This window comes from Mycobacterium sp. TH-M106 (assembly GCF_057473765.1).
Genome location: NZ_JBYCLE010000582.1, coordinates 1 through 1,142, shown reverse-complemented (window position 1 = coordinate 1,142; position 1,142 = coordinate 1). Strand labels below are relative to the sequence as shown.

Here is a 1,142-nt window from a genome sequence, read left to right as displayed (position 1 = left end):
CCGGGGCTGATCCCCGACGCGGTCGACGAGCTGCTGCGGCTGACCTCGCCGGTGCAGGGCCTGGCGCGTACCACCACGCGCGACGTGACGCTGCACGACACGATCATCCCGGCCGGCCGCAAGGTGCTGCTGCTATACGGGTCGGCCAACCGCGACGAACGCCAATACGGTCCGGACGCAAGCGAACTCGACGTCACCCGAGGCCCGCGCAACATCATGACGTTCAGCCACGGCGCCCACCACTGCCTGGGGGCCGCCGCCGCCCGGATGCAGTCGCGCGTCGCGTTGACCGAACTGCTTTCCCGCTGCCCGGATTTCGAGGTTGACCACTCGGCGGTCGTGTGGTCCGGCGGCAGTTACGTGCGCCGCCCACTGTCGGTGCCGATCCGGGTGAACTCCTGAGGCACGCCGGCTGGCCGGCCGGAAGGGTTATCCGAAGAACCCGGACTGGTTGTCGCTGTGGTTGAAGGCACCCGAATCGTTGGCACCTGAGTTCCAGGCACCCGAGTCGGATATCCCGTGATTACCCACCCCAGAGTTCAAAGCACCCGAGTTGAATAATCCCGTGTCACCGCCACCGGAACCCGAGTTGCTGAAACCCACGTTACTGCCACCAACACCAGAGTTGTTGAAGCCTACGTTAAAGCCGCCGTAACCCGAGTTGTTGAAACCCACGTTACTGCCACCTTCACCAGAGTTGTTGAAGCCTACGTTAAAGCCGCCGGAACCCGTGTCATTTGCCACGAGGATGGGACCACCGGTTGGCCACCAACTATGGACCACCTGTTTGGCTCATTGGGGATGATCGGCGGTGGTTGGGTTGGTGTCAACTGAGGGTTTCTGGCGGCGTCGGTAGGACTGGCCTTCGATGATTAGTTCGTGTGCTGTCGAGGTGATCCTGTCCACGGCCGATTGGGCAAGTAGCGGGTCGGTCATGACGGCCAACCATTCGTCGGGGCTGCGGTTGGAGGTCAGCACGGTCGAGGTCTGTTGGTGGCGGGCCACGACAAGTTCGTAGAAGTCGGCGGTCGCGGTGGCGTCCATGGGCTGCAGGGCGAAGTCGTCGATGATCAGCAGCCGGATTTGGGCCAGGCGGCGCATCTCGGCTTCGGTGCTGTTGTCGAGGCGGGATGCTTTGAGCC

General features: G+C 63.5%; 3 protein-coding genes. 1 reads left to right on the top strand and 2 read right to left on the bottom strand.

What is annotated here, in order from left to right; translation table 11 throughout:
• On the top strand, positions 1–402 hold a 402-nt coding region (locus AC2VOP_RS19765; RefSeq protein WP_486962543.1), incomplete at its 5' end, for a cytochrome P450.
• 27 nt (positions 403–429) lie between these two features.
• Here the strand turns inward: AC2VOP_RS19765 and AC2VOP_RS19760 are convergent.
• Together AC2VOP_RS19760 and AC2VOP_RS19755 are read right to left on the bottom strand one after the other, a co-directional pair.
• Positions 430–675: a hypothetical protein gene (locus AC2VOP_RS19760; RefSeq protein WP_486962542.1), complete on the bottom strand. Its 246-nt coding sequence runs from the start codon at positions 673–675 to the stop codon at positions 430–432.
• Between the two features lie 117 nt (positions 676–792).
• A partial coding sequence (locus AC2VOP_RS19755; RefSeq protein ID WP_486962541.1) for an ATP-binding protein occupies positions 793–1,142 on the bottom strand: 350 nt, incomplete at its 5' end.